At 35.4% G+C, this 20,869-nt stretch carries 16 protein-coding genes; 9 read left to right on the forward strand and 7 right to left on the reverse strand.

Annotated features, from left to right (window positions below; all coding sequences use genetic code 11):
* Positions 1-9 precede the first annotated feature (9 nt).
* The gene (locus KFE94_17160; protein ID UTW66358.1) at positions 10-1,113 is read left to right on the forward strand and encodes a histidine kinase; all 1,104 of its coding nucleotides are present in this window, start codon (positions 10-12) and stop codon (positions 1,111-1,113) included.
* 3 nt (positions 1,114-1,116) lie between these two features.
* Positions 1,117-1,872 (forward strand): response regulator transcription factor, encoded by a 756-nt coding sequence (locus KFE94_17165; GenBank protein UTW66359.1) that lies wholly within the window; start codon positions 1,117-1,119, stop codon positions 1,870-1,872.
* On the opposite strand, the gene KFE94_17170 is transcribed toward KFE94_17165, so the two are convergent.
* From KFE94_17170 to KFE94_17185, 4 genes are all read right to left on the reverse strand, one after another.
* Positions 1,869-2,300, reverse strand: coding sequence for an RDD family protein (locus KFE94_17170; GenBank protein ID UTW66360.1), 432 nt, complete (start codon positions 2,298-2,300; stop codon positions 1,869-1,871). The two genes, KFE94_17165 and KFE94_17170, sit on opposite strands and share 4 nt — an antisense overlap.
* A gap of 46 nt (positions 2,301-2,346) precedes the next feature.
* Complete coding sequence (locus KFE94_17175) at positions 2,347-3,519, reverse strand: hypothetical protein (GenBank protein ID UTW66361.1); 1,173 nt, start codon at positions 3,517-3,519, stop codon at positions 2,347-2,349.
* A 63-nt stretch (positions 3,520-3,582) separates the two neighbouring features.
* Positions 3,583-4,905 (reverse strand): GHKL domain-containing protein, encoded by a 1,323-nt coding sequence (locus tag KFE94_17180; protein ID UTW66362.1) that lies wholly within the window; start codon positions 4,903-4,905, stop codon positions 3,583-3,585.
* Between the two features lie 17 nt (positions 4,906-4,922).
* The gene (locus tag KFE94_17185; GenBank protein ID UTW66363.1) at positions 4,923-6,293 is read right to left on the reverse strand and encodes a sigma-54-dependent Fis family transcriptional regulator; all 1,371 of its coding nucleotides are present in this window, start codon (positions 6,291-6,293) and stop codon (positions 4,923-4,925) included.
* A 465-nt stretch (positions 6,294-6,758) separates the two neighbouring features.
* On the opposite strand from KFE94_17185, the gene KFE94_17190 reads away from it, so the two are divergent.
* The 5 genes from KFE94_17190 to KFE94_17210 all read left to right on the forward strand — a co-directional run bounded on the left by KFE94_17190 (position 6,759) and on the right by KFE94_17210 (position 14,031).
* The gene (locus tag KFE94_17190) at positions 6,759-8,003 is read left to right on the forward strand and encodes an efflux RND transporter periplasmic adaptor subunit (GenBank protein ID UTW66364.1); all 1,245 of its coding nucleotides are present in this window, start codon (positions 6,759-6,761) and stop codon (positions 8,001-8,003) included.
* A 64-nt stretch (positions 8,004-8,067) separates the two neighbouring features.
* Complete coding sequence (locus KFE94_17195; GenBank protein ID UTW66365.1) at positions 8,068-8,769, forward strand: ABC transporter ATP-binding protein; 702 nt, start codon at positions 8,068-8,070, stop codon at positions 8,767-8,769.
* A 12-nt stretch (positions 8,770-8,781) separates the two neighbouring features.
* Positions 8,782-11,175, forward strand: coding sequence for an ABC transporter permease (locus KFE94_17200; protein UTW66366.1), 2,394 nt, complete (start codon positions 8,782-8,784; stop codon positions 11,173-11,175).
* Between the two features lie 3 nt (positions 11,176-11,178).
* Positions 11,179-13,575 (forward strand): ABC transporter permease, encoded by a 2,397-nt coding sequence (locus KFE94_17205; GenBank protein ID UTW66367.1) that lies wholly within the window; start codon positions 11,179-11,181, stop codon positions 13,573-13,575.
* 114 nt (positions 13,576-13,689) lie between these two features.
* On the forward strand, positions 13,690-14,031 hold the full coding sequence (locus KFE94_17210) for a hypothetical protein (GenBank protein UTW66368.1): 342 nt from the start codon (positions 13,690-13,692) through the stop codon (positions 14,029-14,031).
* Between the two features lie 788 nt (positions 14,032-14,819).
* Here KFE94_17210 and KFE94_17215 read toward each other — a convergent pair.
* Positions 14,820-15,137 carry a hypothetical protein gene (locus tag KFE94_17215; protein ID UTW66369.1) on the reverse strand — a complete coding sequence of 106 codons (318 nt, stop codon included), beginning with the start codon at positions 15,135-15,137 and terminating at the stop codon, positions 14,820-14,822.
* Between the two features lie 194 nt (positions 15,138-15,331).
* On the opposite strand from KFE94_17215, the gene KFE94_17220 reads away from it, so the two are divergent.
* Both KFE94_17220 and KFE94_17225 read left to right on the forward strand, forming a co-directional pair.
* Complete coding sequence (locus tag KFE94_17220) at positions 15,332-15,535, forward strand: helix-turn-helix transcriptional regulator (GenBank protein ID UTW66370.1); 204 nt, start codon at positions 15,332-15,334, stop codon at positions 15,533-15,535.
* A gap of 12 nt (positions 15,536-15,547) precedes the next feature.
* Positions 15,548-16,723, forward strand: a complete 1,176-nt coding sequence (locus KFE94_17225) for a hypothetical protein (GenBank protein ID UTW66371.1) — start codon at positions 15,548-15,550, stop codon at positions 16,721-16,723.
* Positions 16,724-17,012: 289 nt separating this feature from the next.
* Here KFE94_17225 and KFE94_17230 read toward each other — a convergent pair whose 3' ends face one another.
* Positions 17,013-17,993 carry a hypothetical protein gene (locus KFE94_17230; protein ID UTW66372.1) on the reverse strand — a complete coding sequence of 327 codons (981 nt, stop codon included), beginning with the start codon at positions 17,991-17,993 and terminating at the stop codon, positions 17,013-17,015.
* A gap of 1 nt (position 17,994) precedes the next feature.
* Positions 17,995-20,868 carry an ATP-dependent helicase gene (locus KFE94_17235; protein ID UTW66373.1) on the reverse strand — a complete coding sequence of 958 codons (2,874 nt, stop codon included), beginning with the start codon at positions 20,866-20,868 and terminating at the stop codon, positions 17,995-17,997.
* Between the last annotated feature and the right edge of the window lies 1 nt (position 20,869).

Consider the following 20,869-nt stretch of genomic DNA (forward strand, 5'->3'; position numbering starts at 1 on the left):
TTTCATTTAATGAAACCGCAATATCAAATAGACCGTACCTGGAAAGAAGAGAATAAATCCTATATCAATTGGATTTTAGGAGTCTTTATACTCTTTAGTTTATTTGATATTGTCGTTTACTTCTTAAACGATTTGAGTATTGGCGAAGCATTTGATTTAAATGCTTTTATCATGGGCTTAAATCTACTGATCATTCCTTTAGCTGCCGTAAATTTCATCTATATATTCAAAAAGAAGTTATATCCATATTGTCGCACACCCATCCAATTGATTCTGGTACAAACTATAGGTTTGATTATTGGTGTCATTGTAGGTACAGCGATCGTAGAATATACCAGTCATTTAGTTGGAGTAGTGGATGATGATTATATTGGTTTAGGTTCGTATCAAATGTCTGTTGTCATGTCCAACTTCGTTACAAATATCTTATTTGGGTTGATGTTAGGACTCCCATTATTCTTTAAACAATCGCATGAACACATGTTAAAACAAACATTGATTCAAAAGGAGAACGAACTCAACAAAGCTTATCAACTTAAAATTCAGTCTGAATTAGAAGCCATCCAGGCCAAAATCAATCCTCACTTTCTGTACAATTCATTGAATTCCATCGTGAGCTTGATCCATATCAATCCTGATAAAGCCGAAAAAATGGTTTTATCGCTCTCTGATTTATTCAGATATAGCATCAATTCGGGAGGAGGTAATTTTTCCACCATAAAAAGGGAAATTGAATTGGTACGCGCATATTTAGAGATTGAATATGTACGTTTTCAAGATCAATTGCGGTTTGAGATTATCGTAGACCCACTAATCCAACAGATTCAGATTCCTAAGTTTTTAATTCAACCATTAATTGAAAATGCCATTAAACACGGTACTTCGAAGATTGAAAATGGACAAATCAAATTAGAAATTAAGCAATTGGATCAGGATTTACATATTTCGGTATTTGACAATGGGCCTGCATTCCCAGAGTTTCCTGAATCAGGATATGGATTAAAGAGTACGGTTGATAAACTGGAACTTTTATATGCAAATGCGTATAGTTTTCAAATCTTGAATCAACCTGAAAAGAAAATTCACATTCAACTAAAAAACATATTTAACTAGCAGATGATCAAAGCGATTATTATAGAAGACGAATCACTAGCAAGACAAAGGCTATATAAGCTTCTCCAACCATATTCCAATCAAATTGAGATCATTGATGAAGCGGTGAATGGGGGTGAGGGTTTGCAAAAAGTAGAGGCTCTTCAACCTGATTTGATTTTCCTGGACATTCAAATGCCCGTCTTAAACGGATTTGAAATGCTGATGAAGCTTTCGGTCAAACCATATATTGTATTTACCACCGCATATGATGAATATGCCATTCAGGCTTTTGAAGAAAACTCCATTGATTACCTATTGAAACCCATTCGACCTGAAAGATTGGAAGTTACTATGAGTAAGATCTCCAGATTAAAACCAGAATCACAAACATTTGATCATCAAAGTATTCAAACGCTTCTTCAACATTTACACCCGCCCAAAGTGATGCGATCTATCACGGTCTCATTAGGTGATAAAATTACCATCGTGAATTTGAACGATATCGTTTTATTTCAAGCGGAAGATAAATTGACTACAGTATATACCGTGGATCAAAAGAAACATCTGATTTCTCAATCATTGAGTCAATTGGAAAAGAAACTTCCCGAGCATTTTATGAGACTGAATAGATCAAGTATCATTAACGAACACGAAATCCATGAGATCCGTAAAGGATTCAATGGCAAACTCGTTTTTGAAATGAAACACATTAACCAAATGAAAATCACCACGGGTTCCAGTTATACTGCTGCAATTAAAGAACGCTTGAAGTTTTAATCAATCTCTACCACACGTGTTTTTGACCATCTGTCGTGCCATCCGGTATCTTCTGATCCTAAAAACGAAAACGCGTCAAATGGAACAAAACGACTTAATGATCGTGTGATTAATAAATGAGGAGTAGGAGTTAATCCATCCTCAGTAACCACCTTTGTTTTTGTAATAAGTTTCCCCAGTGTCCTTTGTGTTGAAACCTCAAAAATGAAATAATACACAAATCCTATGGCGCTACCAAACAAATAGTTGGATATCTGATTATCAGGTATAACTACGTTTATATATTCGAGACCTATATAAGCTACCACACCTACAGCAAATAATATTATTCTATCGATTAGATAATTTAAAAATCGCTTTGTTTTAGTGGCATTTCTGTATTCTACTGGTCTTTCTTCTTCAATATCCAGTACATCTTCGTAAATCATTGTTTAGAGTTTTAAAAAGTTAATGTCACAAACATAAACTTTTTAATCATTTCCTATTCACACCTAATGGAGTAGTGGGTTCAGAATGCCTAACCACAATAGCAGATTGAAAATATTCGGTCGTAAACCAATCCGTTCCATAATTTAGTAATAGCCAGGGCTCTTGTTTATAAGGTGATTCTGAACGATCAAGGTCAAAAACAGTAATAGACTTTTTAGCTGTAGCTTTCTTTAAATCTTTAACGCCTTCTTTTTTACCACCTGCCCAATGGTCATCATTTTGCACATCCATGTTATAATACAGTTTAACCGGAGAGCGGTAAAACTTAATCACACCCGGGACCCAGCTAGCGGGTAGCATACATTGACTATTGAAATAAAAGATACGATAGGAATAAATCCGTTTATTTAAATCCTTGTTTAAACGCGAAGCAAACCATTTGATGCGTTCAGATTCCTTTTGAAACGTATGCACATACCCCCAGATCCCTAGCATCTTTTCATTTTCTAATCCATAATACCGTTCCAGTTGCTTGTAGTTTTCAAATTGACAGGAATCACGTACACGATCCCAATCATTCTGAGTAGCAGTATTGGCTGCTTCCCAATATCCAAGGATGTTTTGCACATGATAATTATGTTCAAAAAGATCGTTTTCAGTGTATCCTGTAGTGGGTATTGGAAGCTTTAATTGCCCAATTAGCGCGATAATACTATCGTTTACTTTTGTTTGTCCGAGTATTACATCCAAAGTATCTGTAGAAGCATGATAGGCCTTTCTGATGGCTTGAATACGTTGCAGTGATAGTTTGATTCCTCCAGAGGGCACATCTACACCAATATACTGGATTTTCACCTCAGACTCCTGATTTAAACGCATGATCTTTTTATACAATTCGTAACGTTCCTTACACCAGGCTGGGGAACCTTTAGATTTTTTCATATAGTCTATTAAAGCCATCGTATCTTGTTGTAACAAAGCCTGATTCAGCTTCTGACTTGAAGCCCAATCCATTTCGGCCAACATGTATTTAAAATTGGTTTTACTTTTAAATTCCTGGATCATTTTCCAGGCAATTCGATAGTTATCATTAAACCCATGTGTTTCACCCACAAAAAAGAGATCATGATTTTGTAAAATACTATCCGGTATCAAATCGGGTTCATTAAAATCTACCGCAACTTTGGTTAGATATTCGCTAGTGCTTTGTTGGGCCATTAGTAGGGTTGAGAGGCTAAAAAGTGCAATAAATAAGAAGGATTTACACATAGAAATTTGTGTTTATAAATGATATGAATGCATAAACACCAAAACAAAAGAAGTGTCTGATGTGTCACGTTTTAAATGAATTCCGCCACCATGCGCTTCCATGATGCTTTTCGTCAAGGTTAAACCAATGCCAGAACCGGTTTTGCGTGTTGTAAAGTACGGAATGAATATTTTATCTTGAAGATCCTTCGGAATTCCGCTGCCATTATCAGATATGGTGACCTGTGTGCGATGTTTATCTTGTTGCACCTCTATTTTAATCTGAGGTTGCGCAGTGTTTTCAAGCGCATGTAAACTATTCGAAAACAAGTTAATAAACACCTGTTCAATTTGATGCTGATCAATAAATAACATCTGAGATTCTGAATCATCAAACTGAATTTCAACACTTAATTCGTTGAATTTAGATTGAAACAAAGTCAAAGTTTGTGAAATCAGCGTGGTGAGGTCTGTACGTTCCTTTTCCGGGAGTGGTAATTCTGTGAGTTTCCGATAAGTGTCTACAAAATCAGTCAAATGGGCAGAACGTTTGTTGATAATGCTTAAACCTGTTTCCAGTTCCTGTAGCGTCTCAGCATCATTTGGTTCATCCTTTAAAAGTGTTTCCAGATTTCCTGCCAAACTACTAATAGGAGTGATGGTATTGATGATTTCATGCGACATCACATTCATTAATTTAAACCACGATTCTTTTTCTTTTTTGTTGATGAGTTGTTGAACCGTTTCCAGCGTTAAAATCATATAATCACAACCATAAGTGCTGGTGACAGATGTTTTCAGAAAAAAGGACTCCATTTCATCATTTACCGCAAGAGAAATCACATGTTTGATCGATTGCCAGTCTTTCATGTCAATTACTTCAGTTAATGCGGTGATTTTACCTTGGAGTAAATCCCATTGATAATACTTGGGTATCTTGAGGAAATCGGTAAATGCTTTATTGATTTTAAACACCTGAATCTGTTGGTTTTGATCTCTTTTTAAAATCAGAATACCAATACTTAGACTTTCAATAATATTATCAAATATCAGTTGTTCGGACGATTGCTCCAGATGCTGATCACGATACTTTTCATAGAGTAGTGCGGTCTTATCATGCAATACATTTTTCCTTTTTTCAGCAGAAAGCACATTGCTGTAATCATCATGCAATAAGCAATCTACAGACTTTTCAATGTCTGCAAACTGGCTTTTCATTTGTTCCATCAGCAAGTAAATCTGAAAAACAACCAAGAGTGCAAATCCCACAGCCGTAATCACAAATTGATTCTGAACACTATAGAAAATGATCATTCCGCTCACCATAAGGAGAAGTATCCGGATGACTAATATCATATATTGCTTTCGGCTCATTAGATGTCGTGTTTTTCTAAACGTCTGTATAATGCAGCACGTGTCAAACCTAGATCTTTAGCTGCTTTAGAAATATTTCCCTGATGTTTCTCCATAGCTTTGGAAATCAGCTTTTTCTCAGTGTCTTCCAGATTTAGACTTCCTGAGACATCCACATCAAAACGCTGTGACGAAAAATGAAGGTCATCTGGTTGAATGGTCGATTCATCACATATAATCACCGCACGTTCAATAATATGTTCCAATTCACGAATATTTCCGGGCCATTGATATTCTTTAAGTTTGGTAATGGTCGGAGCAGCCACATCAAAATTTTGTTTATGATATTTCTGGCTCATTTTAGATACAAAATGATGTGTCAATAATTCAATGTCTTCTACGCGTTCACGTAAGGGTGGAAGTTTCAATTCTATCGCATTGATTCGGTACAATAAGTCCTGTCTAAAAGTCTGTTCTTCCACCATCTGATATATTGGTGCATTGGTCGCGCAAATAATTCTTACATCTATAGGGCGTTCGGTAGCTTCTCCTAAACGGACTACTTTACGATTTTGAATTACCGTCAATAACTTGGATTGTAAGTGGAGGGGAAGGTTCCCAATTTCATCCAGGAAGATCGTCCCGCCTTCTGCCAGTTCAAAACGCCCTAGCGTATCTTTTTTCGCATCTGTAAAGGCACCTTTGGCATATCCAAACAATTCACTTTCAAACAAGTTCTCATTTAATGCGCCCAAATCCACATGAATGAATGGTGCATTATTCCGCTGTGATTGTAAATGAATCTCCTTTGCAAATACGTATTTTCCCGTACCATTTTCTCCCAGAATCAAGATGTTGGCATCTGTAGGCGCCACTTTACGTAAAAGGTTAACAGCCTCATTCATAGACCTGGAATGCCCCACAATATGCTCGGTCTTTTGATGAAACTCTTTGTTTTTATGATCCTGAATGTTCTGAAGTTGTTTGTTTTTACGTTTAGATCGTGCCAATTCCACACCCGCATTGATCACACCGTAAAGCTTTTCTGTATTCCAGGGCTTTAATATAAAGTCAGATGCACCTTGTTTTATGGCATCTACTGCCAAATGCACGCTACCATAAGCTGTCATTAATACCACGGTAGTTTCCGGATGTGTTTCTTTGATCTGATTCAGCCAATACAAACCTTCTTTGCCATCATCAAAACCAATCCGGTAGTTCATATCCAATAACACCACATCCACGGTCTCATGCGTCAAATAAGATAGAATCTCTTTGGGTTCTGTAGTGGTAATGATTTTAGAGAAAAATTTCTTTAAACTAATGCGTGCTGAAAACAGCACATCTGCATCATCATCTACCAGTAAAATTGTCGCTTCTTTTTTCCGCATGGTGTAAGAGTAGTAAGATGTTTGGAATTGAACAAATATATGTCCGATAATGAACACTATAAAAATACACCGGAATAAATTCAACCCTGTAAAACAGCGATTTACAAATCATTTCCTGTTGGCACATTTGTGGAATTTATGGAAATAAACTTTACATAATGAAATCCATTTCAGATATATACAGTAAGTCATTCACCTCATTTGGTCTATTGGTCATTGTGCTTATTCTTTTAGTAACAGGGCAAACCACGTACTTTCAAGAAAAGGTTAGATCGGTACAACAGTCCGATATTCTCCCATTTTGGGTATGGAACCTTGATCGAAGTGTTTCAAAATCGCACACCGACTGTTCGATTTCGAACAAAGAAGAAGTTTTACTAAATCATAAAGTCTTTATTTTTAATTGATTGTAAAACATTAATCCTCTGGCACATCCTTGGCAAACCTCTTTTCAGAACATTATTTATGGACAAACAAATACAACCAAAAAACAAAAAGTTAAAACGAATCGCCTTTATTTCGATTCCAGTTTTACTGGTTATTGGATTGATCTCATTGAATTTAACGCACAAGAAACAGGTGCATTTAAATCGTGAAAAATTATCCATTAAAAAAGTGGTTTCTGGTGATTTCGAAGATGTGGTATTACTTCAAAGTACTATCGTTCCTAAAACTACCGTGCTGGTTAATGTACTACAAGGTGGAGCTGTAGCAGAGATTTTTGCTGAATCCGGACAGTATGTAGAAAAGGGAGATGTCTTGTTACGAATTTTCAATCCCAATGCGGAGTTGAACTATTTAACACAAGAAACCGCCATCACCGAACAAATCAACAACCTACAGAATATTCGTGTGAATATTAAAAATCAACAATTGACTCTCCAAGAGCAATTTTTAAGCATTGAAAATGCATTTAAAAAGGCACAACGTCAATACATTACCGATACGACCTTATATAACGATGGTGTGATTGCTAAAAACGTATACGAAGCTTCCGTTCAGGAATATCAATATCAAAGCAAAAGAAATGCTGCCATTCGTAAAAGTATTTCGCAAGAAGAACGAGACAGAGCCATTCAATTGGAACGAATCAATCTTTCGATTCACAATATGGAATTGAGTTTAAAAATGCTGAGAGAAAACAAAGGAAACTTTTTGGTAAAAGCGCCTGTAAGTGGGCTGTTATCGTCTTTTAATCCACTTCTTGGGGAAAACTATCCACAAGGCAAAAACATTGCTAAAATCGATGTATTAGACGGTTTTAAACTAGAAGCGAAAGCTGATGAATATTATATCTCCAAGTTATATGAAGGATTGGACGGTATGGTCACATTAAATCAAGTAACCTATCCGGTAAAACTTTCAAAAATTCATCCTGAGGTAGTGGATGGACAATTTCAAATGGAATTGAGCTTTGACAAAGATTCTATTCCGGAAGCTAAACGCGGAATGACCTTAAAAACCAAGGTATTTATGTCAGGGAATAGTGCTGCATTGCTTTTACCAAAAGGAATGTTTTACCAAAGCACACATGGAAATTGGGTGTTTGTATTAAATACTGAACAGCAAGCCGTGAAAAGAAATATCAGAATTGGTCGCGAGAATCCTTTTTATTATGAAGTTTTAGATGGATTAAAAGCAGGAGATCAGGTGATCACTTCTGACTATAAAGGATTTGAAGATGTGGCAGAGATTCAAATTGAAACATAACTACATAATCAACTGAATTAAAACAATTAACAAAGCATCAACTAAACTAAATATTCAATATAAAATGATCAAAATTTCTAACTTAACAAAGACGTATCGCACGGAGGAAGTGGAAACCACTGCGATCAATCAATTGGGATTGGAAGTACAACAAGGAGAGTTCGTATCCATCATGGGAGCTTCCGGTTGCGGAAAATCCACTTTACTAAACATTATCGGACTGCTGGATGCTCCTGATGATGGAAGTTATCTGTTTGATGGGGAAGAAGTCTCCAAACACACTGAAAAACAACGTGCTGAAATCCGTAAAGCCAATATTGGTTTTGTATTTCAAAACTTTAACCTGATTGATGAACTGTCTGTATACGAAAACGTGGAACTCCCATTGATTTACAACGGAGTAAAATCTGCAGAGCGTAAAAAGCGTGTCACTGAAATTCTGGAACGTGTAGGCATTTCGCATCGCGCCAAACATTTTCCACTGCAACTCTCTGGTGGGCAACAGCAAAGGGTAGCCGTAGCACGTGCTTTGGTGACACAACCTAAATTGATTCTGGCAGATGAGCCTACCGGAAATCTGGATAGTGTGAATGGGAATGATGTGATGGAGCTATTGACTGAGTTACATCAGCAAGGGGCCACCATCATTATGGTTACTCATGCCGCGTATGATGCGCAATTTTCCAGTCGTATTGTAACGATGAAAGACGGGATGATCATCTCGGAAAAAAACAATGTGCACAAAATGGACGTATTGGTTCAATAATCTTCACAACTCATGGTCAAAACCTGGTTTAAAATATTCTTTAGAAACAGTCAGAAAAACTGGCTCAACGTATCCGTAAATATCCTGGGACTTACCCTGGGAATTGCAGGGCTCATTTTTGTGTTGTTATACATGAACGATGAAATGAGTTATAATGCCTGGAATCCTTATAAAGGACGGATTTATCGCCTGGCCAATCAATTGCAAAACGGTGAAATATGGCACGTGGGAACTACAGCCGAAAAAGAACTGTTTCTGGAAGAAATCCCTGAAGTAGAAGAAGCATTAATGGTCTCTCCATTTTACTACGATCGAATGGTTGAAACCACTTCCCAAAGTCAGTTTATGGGGAAGATCAGTCAGGCAGAGAAAAACTTCTTTGACTTTTTCCCATTTGAAATTGTTCAGGGCTCTGTGGAGGAATTTGTCAAGGCGCCACACCACATGGCGATAAGCGAAGAAATGATTCCGATCTTTTTTAAAGATGTGAATCCTATCGGGAAAAGCATCAAGATTGGAACCGAAGAATATTTAGTTACAGCGGTGTATCAAAAGCCTCCGCATTCTCATTTTGAACCTCAGTTTTTGATTCAATTCGAAGAAGATTTGCCTTATAGCCATGGAAACTACAACTACGAATTGTTTTGTAAAATCACACCTGAAGCGGATATTGATGTAGTGAAGCAAAAAATGGATGATGTCATCTTAAACAAATTAACTGATCAGGAAGATGTGGAGTTGATGCGCATCGAAGAAGCCATTGGACAAATCCGAATTGCGCCAGAATTACTCCAGGATATCAGGCTTCACCATAAAGCGGAAAACAGTGGTCCTGAAGGTCTGGGAGACTATCAACTCATGATGGTTTTACTCGGATTATCCATTCTGCTCATTACTATTTCCGCAGTCAATTTTATTAACCTGTCTACTGCATCTGCTGCACAAAGAGCTAAGGAAGTTGGAATCAAAAAGACCCTGGGTTTACCTAAAAACAAATTGATGTGGCAATACGTTCTTGAGATTGTCTTTCAAGGCATTATCTCACTATTACTCGCTTTGATCCTGGTTGAAGTTTTATTACCGTATTACAATGACTTCATAGATAAATCCATGTCACTCAATGATGGCTGGTTGTTATTTAAAATATTAGTCCTCACCATAGCGATTACATTAGTCGCAGGGATTCTTCCAGCCATTTACTTAGCCAATTTTAAAGCGGTTGAAGTACTTAAGGGCAATTTCTCCAGAAGCAAGAAAGGAGTAGTGGTACGTCATCTGATGCTGGCACTACAGTTTATCATCTCAGGATTCTTTTTAATTGGTGTGATGGTGATCTATTCTCAGGTATCCTATATGATGACCAAAGATCCTGGATTTGATCAGGAGCAGATTATCATCGTAAATCTGAATGAAAATGTAGATCAATATGACAAGTACTTATTGGCCAAACAAGTGTTAAAACAAAATGCAAATATTGAAGATATTTCCAGTTGTTTGATTGTACCGGGGTTTGGGTATATCTCAGGAACCAACTTTGTATATGGAGAACATTCCTTTAATGCCAGTAGTAACGCTATGGATGCCAATTATCTGGAATTTGCCGGAGTAGAATTGTTGAAAGGACGTTATTTCTCATCCGATCGGGCTTCTGACTCTTCAAATAACATCATCATCAATGAAACTACTGCACGATTGGCTGGCATTTATGATAATCCTATTGGAAAAGCAGTGAATTTAGGTTGGTCTGAAGCGGGAGACTTAACCGTGATTGGCATGGTCAAAGACCACCATATCAATGGATTTGATCAGGATGTATATCCAATGTTTATGGTCAATTGGGAATATTACGACTTTGTAAAAGATTGGGTAGGATTTGTGCAATTTAAAGTAAAACCGGGTCGTACAGAAGAAGCGCTCTCAGCAATTGAAACTTTTTGGTTAAATGAATTGGAGCCGAATTATCCTTTTACCTATCATTTTCTGGATGAGTCGTTTGCTTTGAATTATGAATCCTATCAACAGCAAAAATCCATGTTTATGATTCTATCCATTGTAGTCATTATCACTTCATTGTTAGGCTTATTTGCCTTGGCAACGCTTACCATTCAACAGAGATTCAAGGAAGTAGCGATTCGTAAAACATTAGGAGCGCCAGTGAGCGAAATTATCTTTCAATTGGTCAAAAGCTTCCTGAAAATTACTTTGATGGCCTCGGTGATCCTTTTGCCTTTAGCATATTATGCCATGCATAAATGGCTCGATAACTTTGTATATCGCATAGAGATGCCGATTTGGCCCTATATCGTAGCGCCAATTGTTTTGCTGCTGCTTGTATTTACTGTAGTGGGGAGCAAAGCCTATAATGCCACGCGAGTAAACCTCATTCAATATTTAAAATTCGAATAACCTATGTTCAAGATCTGGATTAAAATACTATTCCGTAACAGTAAGAAAAACTGGCTCAATTTGATGGTCAATATCCTGGGTTTAACACTGGGATTAGCTGGATTGATCATTGTTTTGCTCTATATCAATGATGAAAAGAGTCACAATGCCTGGAATCCTTATAAAGAAGACATTTACAATGTGATTCACTTAATGCCCGATGGCGAAGTATGGGCCAATAGTACTACTGTTGAAGGTCCTACATATTTGGAAGAAATTCCAGAGGTGGAAGACTTTTACCTGAGTCAATCGTGGTATCATGCTTTTCTGGTAAAAGCAGGAGGGAAGTCTATTTATACGGAAGACATTCTGGAGGGTTACGACAATTTCTTTTCGTTTTTTCCTTTTCCTATCCTGGAAGGTGATCCGGATGAATTGGCCAAGTCTAAAACCCATATTGCCATTTCCCAAAAGCTGGCCAAAACCTATTTTGGGAATGAATCTGCATTAGGTAAAACCATTGAAATCAGAAAACAACCACTCACGATTGTAGCTGTTTATCAATTGACCGGACGCTCTTATTTTGAACCCTCTATGGTGACCCAATATCAAAATGAGTTGCGTCAGGAATGGGGGAGTTATTATAGTAATTTGTTTGTGAAGCTCAAAAAGGGTTCTGATATACAGGCCGTAGAGAAAAAAATGGACGACATTTTTGATAAATACTCTATGATTCCGGGAGCTGAAGAAGCCAGTATGCCTTTAGAAACCTTCAAAGAAAAATACGGGACAAATGTGTGGCTGGATCAATTGGCCGAAATCAGACTTCATTCACGCGGAGATGATGGAGGCCCTGAGGGGATGGGAAATTACCAACTGATGATGACCATGTTAGCATTATCCGTTTTACTCATCATTATTTCCAGTGTGAATTTCATCAATTTGTCTACCGCATCCGCATTTCAACGGGCCAAAGAAGTAGGAATCAAAAAGACCCTGGGAATGTCCAAAAGTTTTATCACGATTCATTTTGTACTTGAAGTGTTGATCCAGGCATTTATCGCACTCATCCTGGCATTAATCAGTGTAGAACTCATCTTACCATATTTCAATACCTATCTGAATGTAGAACTCTCATTATTCAATTCGGATGTATTGTTCCAAATGATCAGTATCACTGTAGCGATTGCAATTTTAGTTGGAATTGTTCCATCTGTATACGCGGCCAATTACAAAGCCATAGACGTTTTAAAAGGGAATTTCTCCAGAAGCAAGAAGGGTATTTTAGTCCGTCAATCCATGTTAGGCGTCCAATTTTTGATTTCCGGATTTTTCCTGATTGGTGCGATGGTGATGTTTGAACAGGTTTCATTTATGATTCATCAGGATTTAGGCTTTAAGGGAGACCAAATTGTGGTGATTTATCTGAACGATCGTGAAAATGCTTTTCAGAAATACGAATTGGCTAAAAAAGAACTGCTCAAGCACCCGAATATATTAGATATCTCCAGTAATTCTTATGTACCAGGAGGAGGAAGTTCCAGTACCACTAATGTGGATTACGAGGATATTAATCTGAATGCCAATGCCAATACAATAGACTTTAATTATTTGGATTTTGCAGGTATTAAACTCTTAAAGGGGAGAGCACTATCTCCTGAATATGCTTCGGATACGATAGATAACGTATTGATTAATGAAATCACTGCCAGGAGTTTGGGCATTTTTGATGATCCGATTAACAAACGTATCAATCTAGGCTATGAAAAAAACATGAATGTGGTTGGAGTAGTGGCGGATTATTATGTGGATGGTGTAGATGTCAAAATCAATCATATGTTTATGTACCACTGGAAAACATTCCCATGGGGTCCTAATAGTTTAAGCAATATTCAATTTAAAATTGCGCCAAATGATGTACCTGAAACCATGGCGACCATTGAGGAATTCTGGAAAGAAAATGTAGAGCAAGGCTATCCGTTTTCATATCGTTTTTTAAATGATCAGTTTGCACGTACCTATAGGAAATATCAAAAACAACGGGTGGTGTTTGGCGTATTAACTGGTATTGTGATTCTGGTGGCATTAATGGGATTATTTGCGTTAGCCACATTAACTATTCAGCAACGACTGAAGGAAGTCGCGATTCGTAAAACATTAGGCGCTTCGGTTAAGGAGATTGTATATCAACTGGTTAAAACATTTATCAAAGTTACCGGAATGGCGGCAATTGTCTTAATTCCAATAGCTTATTATTTGATGCAAAACTGGTTAGACGAATTTATTTATAGAATTGACATGCCAATTTGGCCATATTTCATTACACCCATATTACTGATCATTCTGGTGGTTACCATTGTAGGCATTAAAGCCATCAATGCCACCAAAGTCAATTTGATTCAGTATTTGAAGTTTGAGTAAACGCTTCGTTTTTTATTTAGGACAGGAAGGATTCGGAATGCTTTTTTTAGCGTTTTGAATCCTTTTTTGTAGCGAAAGAGGTGTATTATTGCCGCTTTAAATCAATAAGCACAAATGAAAAAAGTTATTTTATCGGCTGCAACCGTACTGATACTAGCAAGTTGTGGTTCAACCCAGGATGCATCAGGAGATGCAACAAAAACTACTGAAAAGAAATCTAAAAGCTCAAGTTTAACCAATATGGCTGCTACGCAATTGTTATCGAGTTTAACCAAAAACTCTAGCATGGACGATATCACCAAATTATTTGGGTTATTGGATTTGAACAAAGACAAGTCAATTAGCAAAAACGAAGCTCAGGGACAAGTGGCTGATAACTTCGATACTTTGGACAAAGACAAAAACGGAGGATTAAACTTAACAGAGCTTCAAGGTTTATTGGCTTTATTGAAATAAGCTATTTCACATAAAACAATTTTAAAACCATCTGTAGTGCACAGGTGGTTTTTTTATGTTTTAAAATGTGCACACACGAATTATGAGCTGTATAGATTTCCAATAAACCACATAAATGGAGTGGATTCAGAAAACACTATTTAACATAATATTAATTATAGGAAAAAAATATTGTAAATCGTGTATACGCAGTATTTAGCATAATATCAGTTCTCGGTGATTTATGAGGAACGATTAAATTTCCGAGAACGGCACGATATTATGTTAAAACGATTTACGGTTACTGGTTAATCAATTATGCTGTATTCTATAATCCCGGTTATGATAAAACGATTCACATACTAAATCCTTCCAAAAACTGATTTCAATTCAAATCAAAATTCAGTTCCCAAATTTCTCGTATTTAACCATTTGCCCGAAAACTTTTCAAATACGCAATTCTCACGCATTCAGAATTATCCAAAATTTCGCATATTCGATAAATAGTCCAGGAATTTAAATTCTACGCGATTCTCAGTGATTTAATTATTTCTATGTGGAACTGCATTTCTCAGCCCGTTGATTCTTTCAGGCATTTCGTTATGGTTGTGATTTATATTAGAGTTCATCCCCAAGGCTTTGGGGACGAACCAAAAAATCAAGATTTCTGAACGGCATTCGCATTATCCCGATTCCTATTGGGACGCATGCCTAAATACCAATTACTTCCTTGCAGTCAGTGAAAATGTTCACCCCAACATCGGCCCGCATTTCTTTCGGGCTAACGCGCTTTTCTATTTAACATAATATTATGCAGTCATATTTTGCCCAAATTCTATAGCAGACTTTAATCTTATATAGCACATTTCCGCCAATGGCTTGTACGAATCGCTTCGTCCAGAAATTTCAAAGTGAACAACATCATTCATAAAGCTGATGTATATATCTGACCACCTTTCTTCAATATCATTCACTCTGGGTACTCCCATCAGATCAGATACGATTTCCAAAATTCCCAAATAGAAAACTTCATCTCCCTCTAGCCCTGCTTTTCTTAGTCTTGCAGTTAACTGATTGTGTTTTAAGTCTTGTTGAATCAGGCGAACGATTAAATCTTTGTTTGTCATATTGAATAATTGTTTACAACTGTTATTTCATTGATTATTCTTATGCAAATCTAGGTTTAACATATGACAATTCAAAATATTTTCATTGGTTTGTTTGATAGAATAACTGTTTTAACCAATATTATCATTGCATATACCTATATTTTAGATTCTAAAGAGTTGTCTCCCCTACTGCTTTTGTCTAATTTTGGAGCATGTCTGAAAGAATTAATAGAATTAAGGAAGTCCTAGTTATTAAAGGAATGAGCCAAAAAGAATTGGCTGCCAAATTGGAGAAGAATCCAAATACTGTTACTTCAATGTGCAACAACAAATCACAACCTCATTTAAAGGATTTAAAAAGGGTTGCAGAAATTTTAGATGTAGATATTCGCGAGTTGTTAGTTCCTACTAAATAGTTGACTTATTAAATGAATCGTCTTTTTTCAAATAAATATGGAACGCATTTAAATTCAGTTGACAGATCAGAGAATGATTTACAAGTTTTCATAAAAGACAATTGGAGTTCTATATTTCCAGAATTAACTTTTATTAAGGTTGAGTATACCTTGTCAGGTAATGTTAGAAAGAAAGACCGTGATGGAAGAATTGATATACTAGCTTTCAATAGAAAAAGTAGAAAATTTGTTGTAGTTGAATTAAAAAAGGACTTTGATCGGAATATAAGAAGTCAAGCAAACGATTACAGAGACTTTATTGAGGATAACTACTTAGAAATATATATTGATGTTAAAGAAGAATTAGGAGTTAATATTCCTCAAAGCTCTAAAATTATCAAAGATGATATTGAACTTATTCTTATAGCAAAGGATTTTGCTGAAAAGGATTTAAATCGAGCGAAAAAAACAAACAACATTACATGCATTAAATACAATTGGTTTGAATCTAAAGACGATTTGATTCTCATGTATGAATTTCTAAATAACGTCCCTAGCACTAAGACAATTAGAAATAAACCTTCTCAGACTCCCAAAATATCAGATCACTATCCTCAGTATGTTATTGCCAATATTAAATCTTTAGGTCATCCGGAAAATATGATTACTAAAATGTTGGACCATATTCAGAAAAAAGGACAATTAACCAGAGGAGAATTAAAGCAAGCATGTGTGAAGTTGTTTGGTTACCAGAATGAGAAGTCAGGTGCTATTACTGGAAATTTAAACACTCTAAAATATATTGGAGCTATTACCCAAACTGGAAAAGGAGATTCAAGTATTATTAAGTTTGTTTCCAGAAAAAAACCTGAGGGTTTAATTCTCCCTAATTCCAGCATCGAACAAAAAGCAAAATTATTATCTATTAAAGCTAACGGTCGATTAATTCAAGGTTCAACCGTTCCTGAATTTTATAAATCAGCCCTAGAGTATGTTGTAGATTGTAAATTACCAATTATGGATTTGGCGCCATATCATACGAGCAAAGAGCGGTATCTTTTTTCTTTCAAACCAATACACCCAAATGGCAAAAAGTTTTTTAAAGAATTAAGCATTAATGGAATATACATTGAGACTCATAAAAGTCGATCACAAGCAATGAGTGATATGCAGAAATTATTAAAGAAACTTGGGTGTAAGGTTTCTTAGTTATTGATTCTTACCAAATGGCTCAAATTATCCTTGTACACTTTATTCCAGGGATTAGGACCAAATTTCTTTGTTGTAACAAGGTGGTAAAGATAATCTTGAATTTGTTGCTTGGTTATTAACTATGGGCTTCTTTGGTAATAACAGCAGAGATGATTCATCTCTTTGATATAATTCCCGATTGTGTATTTACTGTGGTTACTATATGAAAGATATTTGTGCGTGCTTTCAATTGTATTGGCATCTTTCCCTAAATAGTTTTTTTGTTTTTTTCATAGATAATTATATACTACTTGGACACTTTTGAAGTATCGCTTAAAATCGAATCTAACTTGCTTTCGTATTTATTCTGAATCTTTTGAATTTTTTCGGAATTCAAAGTATTGAGGGAATCTGCAACTTTGGAAAGCTGTTCAAAGTGATCAGATTTACTTTTCTCAATTTCAGCTTTCAAGGCTTCATTTTTCTTTTGAAGATCTTTATTCTCGCCAGAATTAATCCAACTATTCAATCCCCATCCTCCTCCAAAAATAGCAGCTACAATCCCTGATAATAAGATCCATGACTTTATATTCAAATTCTTCAAAATATCAATGGGTCTTATTGTTTCAATATCTAGAGGACCTAGATAGGGTGATGATTGAGATGTCTGATTCCGTTCTGAATTTAGTAAGGTTACTAGAAAATCAACTTTACACAAAACAGACTCTCTAACCTTATTATAGGCTCCCTTTTCAAAAGACACTCCCTCTTCATCACAACTTAAAAAGCCAGTAGGTAATTTATTTTCATTGTACTTTTTTACAAATTTTTTAAGGCTTTTATCGCTATCATTAAATTGGAACAAATATGGTATACTTTTCCTTTTTGCTGTTGGAATTTCTTTAAATTTCTTTTTTGCATCTAGTTTATTCCGGGCCTCAAATATTCTTTTGAGTTCATCTAAAATCAAACCGAGCCCATCTTCTTCTCCATAGTATATAAAATGACACTTCGATTTTTCTTTTAGGAAGGAATTAAAGTCATCTAAAACTATTTCCTCTAGATCATCAAAAATATCATTAATGTCTTCCTTTGGAATATCATGATTAGCTGATATTTTATCAATGGAAAATTCCCGGCTGTCTGTTGAATTTAGATTCTTAGCGTAAACACTTATTATCTTTTTTGAGCTACCATTGGCATCATCTACCACCATGTATGCATAATGTATAACATACGTATCCTCGGGGTTACTAAATAAAGCCGTTATTTCTACATCGCTAATCATACTATTTATTAGCTTTTGAAATTATATAGCCACTACAGAGCAGCTTTTGATCACATTCTTTACAAATAGAATACTTACAGACCTTGTCAAATTTTTTATCACGAATATCTGTTACTACATTCCGTATTTTCCCTTCAATTGCAGTTAGATGATCTTCACTTAATTTCTTGGGTATACCACGGTCACTAACAATAACCTTTTTCTCTTTAGATTCGTCTTTGTCCTGAAGTATATATATTCTTATATAGTCAGCCTTTTGACCTGTTAATTCTCTATGTCCTAAAGCATACAGATGTAATTGTTCTTCTGTTATTTTTTTATCTTGTGCTTCATCATTCGATTTAAACTCTATAATGGTTGTTTCCATTTTCCCTTTGAAGTCTTTCTTTTTTATTAAATCGATTCGTCCCGAAACAAAAATTCCATCTCCAAGGTTTAACTGAATATCCTTTTCAACGAATTCAATCTCATTAAATTCGCTTTGATTTTCTTCTATGTATTTTGAAACAACATCACGAGCTGATTTCTTCATTTTCTTTTTCAACTCAGGAGGTGCATATGGAAAATTTTCGTGGTTTGAAACAATATTCTCTGTATTCTCCTTTGAAATATTCTCAGAAGCAAAGGCTCTTTTATGAATCTCAGATAGTGAATCATGAATAGTTTTGCCAAACCCCATTCTCGGACTTAATGGAGAAGCAAATCCATAAATAGAAATTAATTTAAATCTATATGAGCAATCGAAGAAGTCTTTTAAAATTGAAAAATTCAAACTAATATTATTAGTTGAATCCTTTGCTTGTGGTGATAATTCCTCAAGGTTATCAAATTTTTCACTGCTAGAAGAAATTAAAAAATCCGAATTGGTTATTTCATTTATAAAAAGTGATGGTTTTTGATACAATCTGTTATTCAGAGCTGGAGCTCTAGAAATAAATAAATATTTTTTTGCTCTAGTAACAGCTACATAGAACAATCTTCGTTCCGCTTCATTATTATCATCAATTCCTCTATATTTATCTGAGTTTTCGATTATATCAGCATTCAAAAATTTCCATTCAGTTACACCACCTCTCCTTTTTGATGGAAAGTAGTTTCTATTCATTCCAGGTATGAACACAACAGGAAATTCCAACCCTTTTGATTGGTGAATAGTAATTATTTGAACAGCATTTGGAGTTTTATAGGTACTATTAATCCAACCTTCTGGATAATAATCTTTAGCAGCATGTTTTATAAAGTTCAAAAAATTAAAAAGGTAAAAAGATGAACTACCCGTCTTGTAATTTATGGATTCAAAATCATTAATAACCTGACTAAACTTACCCAGATTATACATTATAACCTCCCCAAAAGTATTATCGTGTTTGTCTTCTGTTTTTTCAAATGTTTCTTCAGAAATTCCTGAATTCTCTAGGAACTTCCAAAATATCTCCTGTAAGCAAAATTCCCAATACATTACAGGGCGAGATACTCCATCTTTCTTTAATATTTCTCTATCGGGATTTTCTTCTTTTAATTTTTCAATTGCTTTCGATAGTCTTTCTTGCGTAATCCTACTCTTATCAACTTCTAACCAAAGCTTTTTTAACTCGGCTTCGTCTATTTCATTGTTGAGAAACTCAAAAATTCCTAAGGATGCCTTAACCTCTTTTGAATCAAATAGCTTATTTACACCACCTGTTACGTAAGGAATGTTTTGACTGTCTAGAACTTTCGTAATCCCCTCAGCTTTACTCCATTTTCTAATCAGTATTACAAAATCAGAATAATCTAATCCCCTATTATCATTACCGGGTTTATCTACGAAAGCTTTTCCTCTTAAATTTTTAATGGACTCAATAATGAAGTCATTCTCTTCTTCTTCGGTGTCAAAATCGTTGTATAATATATTGTCTCTCTCATACTCATGATGACTTGAAGAAACCATTTTTTTATCAAGTCTATTTTTGTTTTTTGCAATAATACTTTGTGCTATATCAACAACACCTTCAGAACTTCTGAAGTTTTGAATGAGCTTAACCTGCTGTATTTCGGATTGTTCACTATACCTTTCCTCAAAATTTATTATATAATCGATATCACTACCTCTCCATTGATAAATATTCTGATCATCATCTCCTACAACACAGATATTAACCTCAGAATCATGAATTAATCTAATAACATCTTCCTGGATGGGGTTAATATCCTGATACTCATCAACAGTTAAGTACTTTATTTTGTCACAAACTTTATGAAAAAAGTCTCCTTTTAACTGTAAATGTTTCTTCGCTTCACTCATTATCATTGAGAAGTCCAGATATCCATTCTCTTTTAATGTTGAAACGTATTTCTCTCTAGCTTCTATGACATTTTTTGGAATCCCTTTACCTGGATTTACTCTCGCTTCGCTAACAATGTTCATAATTTGTATGTACTTATCCGTATCCACGAACATCTTCATTGGTAAATCAGGCTTATCTATTTGATAAATGTCTTTCATACCAATGGTTTTGTAGTTTTTATCTACAAATAGCTTTAAGCGTATTTCATCAAGCACTGAAAATTTTTGATACTCGAATTCATGTTCTTGCAAAATTTTAAAACACCAGCCATGTATCGTACCTATATACATTTCTGCCATCCCTTTGAGGTTATTATCAAACTCAACCTCCACTAATTCATAAATTCGATTTTTTAGCTCTCCTGCTGCTTTTTCAGTATAGGTAAAAGCAATAATATTTTCAGGCACTGCTTTTCCTGTTTTAAGAAGATTGATTATCCTTCTTGATATTACTTCGGTTTTCCCGGAACCAGCACAAGCTATAATTTGCAAATCACTATCAAGAGTATTAAAAGCTTTTTGTTGCTCATTTGTGTAATCGATACCCATT

The sequence above is a fragment of the bacterium SCSIO 12643 genome (assembly GCA_024398135.1).
Lineage (GTDB): Bacteria > Bacteroidota > Bacteroidia > Flavobacteriales_G > Salibacteraceae > CAJXZP01.

Coding starts and splice junctions, on each gene's coding strand:
- KFE94_17160 (UTW66358.1), top strand. CDS start 10: ATGAAACCGCAATATCAAATAGACCGTACCTGGAAAGAAGAGAATAAA.
- KFE94_17165 (UTW66359.1), top strand. CDS start 1,117: ATGATCAAAGCGATTATTATAGAAGACGAATCACTAGCAAGACAAAGG.
- KFE94_17170 (UTW66360.1), bottom strand. CDS start 2,300: ATGATTTACGAAGATGTACTGGATATTGAAGAAGAAAGACCAGTAGAA.
- KFE94_17175 (UTW66361.1), bottom strand. CDS start 3,519: ATGGCCCAACAAAGCACTAGCGAATATCTAACCAAAGTTGCGGTAGAT.
- KFE94_17180 (UTW66362.1), bottom strand. CDS start 4,905: ATGATATTAGTCATCCGGATACTTCTCCTTATGGTGAGCGGAATGATC.
- KFE94_17185 (UTW66363.1), bottom strand. CDS start 6,293: ATGCGGAAAAAAGAAGCGACAATTTTACTGGTAGATGATGATGCAGAT.
- KFE94_17190 (UTW66364.1), top strand. CDS start 6,759: ATGGACAAACAAATACAACCAAAAAACAAAAAGTTAAAACGAATCGCC.
- KFE94_17195 (UTW66365.1), top strand. CDS start 8,068: ATGATCAAAATTTCTAACTTAACAAAGACGTATCGCACGGAGGAAGTG.
- KFE94_17200 (UTW66366.1), top strand. CDS start 8,782: ATGGTCAAAACCTGGTTTAAAATATTCTTTAGAAACAGTCAGAAAAAC.
- KFE94_17205 (UTW66367.1), top strand. CDS start 11,179: ATGTTCAAGATCTGGATTAAAATACTATTCCGTAACAGTAAGAAAAAC.
- KFE94_17210 (UTW66368.1), top strand. CDS start 13,690: ATGAAAAAAGTTATTTTATCGGCTGCAACCGTACTGATACTAGCAAGT.
- KFE94_17215 (UTW66369.1), bottom strand. CDS start 15,137: ATGACAAACAAAGATTTAATCGTTCGCCTGATTCAACAAGACTTAAAA.
- KFE94_17220 (UTW66370.1), top strand. CDS start 15,332: ATGTCTGAAAGAATTAATAGAATTAAGGAAGTCCTAGTTATTAAAGGA.
- KFE94_17225 (UTW66371.1), top strand. CDS start 15,548: ATGAATCGTCTTTTTTCAAATAAATATGGAACGCATTTAAATTCAGTT.
- KFE94_17230 (UTW66372.1), bottom strand. CDS start 17,993: ATGATTAGCGATGTAGAAATAACGGCTTTATTTAGTAACCCCGAGGAT.
- KFE94_17235 (UTW66373.1), bottom strand. CDS start 20,868: ATGGGTATCGATTACACAAATGAGCAACAAAAAGCTTTTAATACTCTT.